The organism is Pontibacter sp. H249 (genome assembly GCF_037892465.1).
GTDB lineage: Bacteria > Bacteroidota > Bacteroidia > Cytophagales > Hymenobacteraceae > Pontibacter.
The window spans coordinates 75370-82416 of sequence record NZ_JBBKTR010000022.1 but is presented as its reverse complement, the minus strand read 5'-3'; the positions used below and the strand labels follow the sequence as shown (position 1 = coordinate 82416).

Genomic DNA, 7047 nt, shown 5'->3' with positions numbered 1-7047 from the left:
AGCTAGATGTTAAAGATGGCCTTGAACTAGGGAGTAATTGATGTTTATTCATAATTTTAAATTCATTTTAAGATCAAATCTACTCTAGTGTATTTATATGTATCTTTATCTCTTCAGTTTCAGGATTGTACTCCCATATCTCAACATTTTCGGGAATTAAATGTGAATACGTTCTAAAGTAATAGTCTGCAAGGGATTCTCTCTTTTGGTCACAAATACTATTCTTTACGAAAAGAATGTTTGTGAAATCTTTTGGAGTTAACAAAAAGTAAAGCATTGCTTCATTCCAAATAGTCATTTTCGCACTTGGAGAATTGCCAGTTGCTGTCCAAGAATGATGCTTACATTCAACTAAAATTTTCTCGTCAATATTACCTAAATCAAATTTGTGCTTTTTCTTAGTAGTAACTCCAACCAGAACTGGTACACCTTTTTGTAATGTAACGCCTTTACGTTCGGATATAATTTCTTTTGCAATTTCTTCGAATGATGTTCCTTCTGATTTTCTAGACATGTAAATCTGGGCTTTTCGCACACAGCTAAAGTTAATGCTATATACAATTTTATTGATGAAGTTGTTCTAATCAGCTTTTTTTGCATTAAGTAATAGTCTAATAATAGCTCTATCATTGCTAAACATATCAGGAAAATCGAATTCCTCTAATAATTCCCAAGGCAGTTTATCAGATGTTTCTGAATTCCATACTTCCTTGAAAGGCTCCTTTTCATAATTCTCATCATCATGTTTTCTAGCAAAAATTCGCTTTATTTTTTCTTTAATTATTTCCAGCTGTGCATCTTCATTATATTCTTTGTAGTCTGTATAAACTTCAGAAATACCCTTTGTCCATATCGCACTAATATATCTTGAAGGCGTTTTAATCCAATCGTAACCCAAAACTCCATCTTCATAATATTCTACAACAACATCACTTCCGCCTGGCTCATGAGATAAGGAATTAGTTCTATATTCTCTTGCTACCCACAGAACTTCATCCTTAAAGCTTTCAGGCAAGCCCAGATATATTCTTTTTATTTTTCGCATTATACTTTTAGCTTGTATGACTAGTTTAAACTCTAAAATTTATCACCGTAATTTATATATCAACTGTAACTGAATAAGCCCCTCACCTATATAACAAATTATTATTTGATAAATCATAAATATTAACACAAACTTTAATTATTGGTTATATCAGCTAAATGAAGTTTATATTTAAAATAAGCCAGTGATCAGCTTTGTTATGTAGGTTATCTAATTGCTTACTTAGCTTTTTAAGTTGTGTTATCGCCATATCATGACTAACTATATTTAATTTTTTGAACTTATGCTTCTGCTTTTATACTTTCCCTGTACAATATCACTTCCAGATTCTTTAACCCTTTCTCAAACTGCTCTAAGATCAGCTCCTTCTTCTGGTTATATTTTTTGTTAGACCATTGGATGGGCTTTCTTACACCGTCAGCTTCTTCTGTCTGTACATGGGTAAACTCATTTCTTGTCTGATAAATACTTTCGAATGCTATCCCAACCTCATAGTCCACTCCACCTTTTGAAATGAGATGTGTATAGACATCTCTTTCTTTAAGTTCCTTACTACTCTTAGAGATTTTTTCTTGAAGCACCACATTAATATACCTTATCAGAAAATTATCAAAGCATTTTAGCGCGGAGTCTGTCCAGTGTTTGATCTTTTTCCCAAAGATGTGTTGAGATTTGAATGCTATTTCAGCACAATCCACTGCATACTCGTTGGAAGACCGGTAAAAGCTGTGCCCTAAATAGATTTCAAAATCATGTACAGTCTTCAGTTTGGCTATGTCTTCAAAGAGATGATACACGCATCTATCTTTGATGGCCTCTATGTTCTGCCTATGATCCGCATTGAGGTATTGGAGCTGGAATTCAGCTAAGCTCAAAGTTGGGGTGCTTTGCTTTTCAAGGTTATCTCTTAGCTCAGAAAATTTCATATCGCAATGCTTTGAAGTAATTCCGTCACAATCATTTTGCTAAAATCCCTTGTCCTTATAAAGTCCATGATCACCATTCTCAGATAGCCATTCTGCTCCCTTCGGAGTTCCTTTTTTAAAGTAGCGTTGAACTGTTCATCTCTAGAGTGGTTAAATAAGAGTCTGTATAAGGAAATCTTAACCAAGGCAGATTCTTCTTCTTTCAGGAATGGGTAGAAACATGTTCTCAATTCACGATCATCAAATCGATGTGATATTGCCAATGTAGTGATGATGCTGTACCTCACCCATTCATACAACCTGAAGTCATTCTTGTAAAGGATTATAAGCTCAGCTTTGAGCTTATAATTGTTTCTGTAGTGCATTAGGCTCCCTCCAAAGATATTCGCTCTCCAGAAGTATTTTTTGTAAGCGAAGAGCCATATTGGTATCAAATCCACATTTGGATTTGTTTCAATATTCATTTCCTTCAGTGCAGTTTGGGCAACCCCATACTTTGCACTAAGCCTGATAAAGTCTATATCATCAACGTTTACCTTATCAACTAACTCATACTTCCCGTTCTGGTTGATTCGCACTAATTCTGCCAAATCTTTTTCAACATCCTTGATGTTCTGATTCCAGAAAGAGATAATATCTTCCGGATCATCAATAACTGAAGTGGAGGGGTTTACAAGTACAATGTCACCATCATTGCCCTGCTCACTCAATAGGATAAGAGCCTTCTCCAGTTGAGCATCCTTATTTGTCTCCTTTCCAACTTCGATGAGTGATTCAGGCTCATCATTCTCATATAAGCTGAAAAGATCCATCTTCTTTAGCTCCTTTGCTGTGGCATCTTCCTTTGCCGGATCTATTTCTTCAATACTTGTTTTCTTTGAATTAATAGAAAGGCCATGACTTTTCGTATAGCAATCAATTGTTACTAAAGCATCCAGCAACTCCTGCTCCTCATAGCCATAGATTTTAATATCATCCATGTAACGATAGTACTTATGAGCATTGCCTATCATCTTACTATCTAAAGAGTATAGTAAGAGATTAGCAAGAAAGAAAGATGGTTGTGGGCCTTGAGGTATACCCACTCCAGGAGTCTTACTTTCCTTTGTGCCAGACCAAAGATTCAAGCATTCTGATAACATATCAAGAATCTCGTCTTCTACTTCAAATTCGGTTGATAGTGCGATTAGTAAGTTATAATGAGGAATAGAATCGAAGAAGCCGGTTATGTCTGTTTCGAACTTATATTTGACCTTGTCAACCTCAATAGATTTAATGACAGAATTCTTAAACTTCTGATAGAGACTTTTCCAAAACTTGAAAAAGAAGTAGTTGGGCGCTTCCTGCTCCAGAATAGAAGTACCTAACTCTACCTCAGAATTTAATACGCTACCAAATACAAAATTGTCATGGTCCTTTAATTTTGAATAAGTCCTTTGAGCAATAACATTTGCTATAGCTTGGTAAACAATAGCATCTTCTACCATCAGCAGGGTTTTGGTACGCTGTGTCTTGGATGCTTTGGGTACATAAAACTTGAAGCCAGGCTGGGGTTTATAAGAGCCCTCAAGTATCCTGGATGATAGGTTTTCACAATTCTTATCCAGATCATAACCAAAAGCCCTTAATCCGAACCGGTCTTTGATCATCTTGTCAGATGAGCAGTTTACACGGTGGTAAGCGAGCTTTATGTTATCAGTATTGAAATATAGTTTTAGGACCTGATTCATTTGGTTCTTAATTCAGACTATTGTAATTGAGTCTTGATGTCTGCTACTAACTCTGCAAACCCTCTGCTATTCTGCTTTAATAGCTTGCTATCTATAGACACTCTGATAGCTTCCCTTAGATTTACATGAAGCTTAATTTCTCCCTGCTTGTAGGCGATCTCTTCGAACTTTACATTGTCTAGAAGGGCATCTTCCAGGAGTGGGCTAATACCCGTCTTATATTGTAAGGTGTCTTTGATATATTGTGTATCAATTACAGAGTTTGATGCAGGACGCTCTATCATACATAATGCAAACTGGCTCGGAAACTGAACAGCCTTTTCAGCTTGACTTACCGCCATTTTAATTGGCTCTGTAGAACCATTTGCAAAGGATTTCAGCTCAACGTAGACCGATTTTCCATTGCAGCGATTTCGTATGATAAAGTCATGAGCACCCCAACCTTGATGAATAATCTCAGCATCAATGTTCTCGCTTTGCAGAGCTTCCTTGAAGATAAGTTCTACATTTTCGCCTATTAGCTTCTTGAAGTCAAAGTCCTGCTTTTCTTGCAGCAGGTCCTGAGCATGTTTTAGAATATCATCAAGTCCTCCTATCGAGCTTGATATGTTTATTAACTCCTTTAGTGCATTAACATCAACATTAGATTCTGATATGGAGGCTAAAACTTCAAGATTATCCTTATTCTTTAGCATCTTTATAACATCACCGCCAATGCTACTATTTTCAATAGTGAGTATAAAGAAAATTCTATTTGATAGTGTCTGAAAGCCTGAAAGGTACCTTATTACTAAATCTTTATGAGCCGCGCACCAATCTATTAGTTCCAGAAGTGGTTCGCGGTAAGTCTCATATGATTTTTCTCCTTCAACACGATTTACCTCTAGCATTATTTCTGATGCTAGTTCATCAAACTTTCTTGTATTAGGCAGCTTTATATCTATGTTTTGGGCTAATAAATCCTTCCACCAATTCCTTTTAGTATCAAACTTTGCTAATATGTTAATGAGATCTGCATCAAGCTCTTGTTCCTCAGTTCCATAATTATATAGTTCCTCGTAAGCACAAAGCACACCCAAACGGTTAGGTACAATATTTCCCTCCTTTAGAAAAACACTATACTCTCCTGTTGTATCTAAGAGCTTTAAATAGTCGCTTAACCAAAGTTCCGATGTCCTTACATCCTTCTGAAGCTTGGTTCCTAAAGTAGTCATATCTTTACTTGAACTGATCGCCTCATTGATAACCGAAATCATCAACTTGATAGCTGGCTCATAAACAAACTCCTGCGAATTAGGAACAGCCGTAAAGCTTTCCGTAAAATGAAAGATATTTTTGGCTGCATTAAAGATATGATGTCTGAAGGCAACCCCAGTGGAATTTGGAGAGTCTATTCTTAAAATAGAAACCAAAGTGCCCAGGCAATCTGGCCTTGCTAAAAAGATCTTCTCACTAACATTATTTGCGTTACGCTTTTCTTCTTTAAGAATCTTATTGACTGCTTCTGTTAGATCAGAAATATTACGCTTAGCATGATTTAATGCCTTAAGATCCAAATGCCTATTGATTATATCTGCTCTCCAGTCTAAGTTAGAATCCAAAGACTTAAGCACATCTAGAAACTCATCTGGAATTGGTTTTTGGTAATCTTCTTCAGCTAAATACTTTAGCTTCTTAAAGTCCCCGTTCATGTTTGGTACTACTTCCCATTCATCAAGAAGCTCTACCTCTTTCTGAGATATGGTAAATGAGAACACTTTGTTAAGCCATAGTAACTTGTTCGTAGGTACAGTATCTCCCGCTAAAGAGTAAAGAGTTAGATCTTCAAGTTTTTTGGCTTCTTCAATTTTTTCAAATAGGCTATCCAAGTTAAAGAAGAGAGGTAGTTCCCAAGTCTCTTTCTCATCCATCGGCCCTATCTGCTCTAAGGCATCAACTAAATCTTCCTGCTTTGGAACGGCGTTAAAACCTACGATTGGAGCAACGAGGCTCCATAAGTGCAGGTTATCTTCTTGAGTCAAGCCATTTTTTGGGAAATAAACATGCTTTAGCTCCTTTTTCCCTAGTGGAGTATCTATGATCGGTTTCTCAAGAAGAAATTTTCTGTAAGGCTTTTGAATATTTTCAGCGAACCAGTGCCTTGTATCATCTTCAAATTCATATTTAGGCAGGCGACTTAGTGCAGTAACATACAGATTTGATGCATTTCGCTTTACCAGCAAGTCTACGAATTCCATAGAGGCTTCAATAGCCTCTTTTAATATTGTTTTGTTGTGAGCAGGGTCGTTTTTACTACCATTTAAATAGATGCTGTTTCTTTTTTCAGTAGGAAATAATGTTTTCCCATTTAGAATAAATGGCCAATGAAAAGACTCTGATCCAATCAGAGGAAAATCTCTATAAAGAAGAGGCTGTGACTTATCGGGTTTTATGAGCGCATTTGTTGTAAAATTATTTACCTCAACTGCGAGAGAAATATCCTCCTTATTATATATAATAAAATTTCTAAATAGATTAGTTTGTGCCTTGTTATCAGTGATAGTTATACAGACTTCTGAAAGTCCATTGGCACTTGTTCCTTGTGAACATCCATAAGTGAAGTCTTCATTTAGTATATTATTTATTACCCGTACTTCCTTTATTTCTTCAATAAAAGCGAGTGTCAGGGGAAGCGTTATTCTCAAGTCTTCTACACCAACCTGTGCAGCTTGCTTAGAATCTTCATTTTCCAGGTTATAAATAAACTCTGTAAACCTTAGTGATTCTGTCCGTTCTTTAGTAAAGTTTATATAGGGTGGAAACGCTGAGTCATCATCAATCTTATCAACCAGTTCTAGTGCTTTTTCAATAGAAGGCATTAACTCTTCAGAAGTTTCACCAGAACGATCAAGTTTAAAATTTACTCTTTTAGGAGTTTCTGTTGCTTCTTGCACAACCCCTTTTATCCAAATAATATCAGAAAGAAGGTGCGTTGAGATAAAGCCGGTTCCAAACTTACCTGTAGTTTTCTTGTCAGTACTATTAGATGGCTTTGAACTCACCTGCTGAATAAGACCGGTAAGATTATTAATTTGAAAAGGGTCTCCGTTGTGACGAAAAGACAATTGGTTTTCTGAGAGGTCTATTTCAGCGGAAACTCGTCCATATATATTAGGTACATCTTTAGCATTCTGTAGTAATTCCCACACCCAACGACGTCTAGATTGTTTAGGCTCATTCCTTACTTCTTTAAGAATTTGGGTTACTTTGTCAGCAGTAAGTTTTAGGTTATTATTTATTATACTATCTCTGGTCTTTTCTGAATATGCCACTATAAGGTTCTATTAAGTTTGTTATAGATTTCGTT

Annotated in this window: 5 protein-coding genes; all 5 read right to left on the bottom strand. The window is 36.1% G+C overall.

What is annotated here, in order from left to right:
* Nucleotides 1-79: 79 nt before the first annotated feature.
* The 5 genes from WG943_RS20170 to WG943_RS20150 all read right to left on the bottom strand — a co-directional run bounded on the left by WG943_RS20170 (nt 80) and on the right by WG943_RS20150 (nt 7012).
* Nucleotides 80-514 carry a hypothetical protein gene (locus WG943_RS20170; protein WP_340411747.1) on the bottom strand — a complete coding sequence of 145 codons (435 nt, stop codon included), beginning with the start codon at nt 512-514 and terminating at the stop codon, nt 80-82.
* Between the two features lie 66 nt (nt 515-580).
* Nucleotides 581-1045: a hypothetical protein gene (locus WG943_RS20165; RefSeq protein ID WP_340411745.1), complete on the bottom strand. Its 465-nt coding sequence runs from the start codon at nt 1043-1045 to the stop codon at nt 581-583.
* Between the two features lie 281 nt (nt 1046-1326).
* The gene (locus WG943_RS20160; RefSeq protein WP_340411743.1) at nt 1327-1971 is read right to left on the bottom strand and encodes a hypothetical protein; all 645 of its coding nucleotides are present in this window, start codon (nt 1969-1971) and stop codon (nt 1327-1329) included.
* The gene (locus tag WG943_RS20155; RefSeq protein WP_340411742.1) at nt 1968-3620 is read right to left on the bottom strand and encodes an RNA-directed DNA polymerase; all 1653 of its coding nucleotides are present in this window, start codon (nt 3618-3620) and stop codon (nt 1968-1970) included. Before WG943_RS20155 ends, WG943_RS20160 begins: the two co-directional genes overlap by 4 nt.
* A 98-nt stretch (nt 3621-3718) precedes the next feature.
* Nucleotides 3719-7012: a sacsin N-terminal ATP-binding-like domain-containing protein gene (locus WG943_RS20150; protein ID WP_340411741.1), complete on the bottom strand. Its 3294-nt coding sequence runs from the start codon at nt 7010-7012 to the stop codon at nt 3719-3721.
* Nucleotides 7013-7047 lie beyond the last annotated feature (35 nt).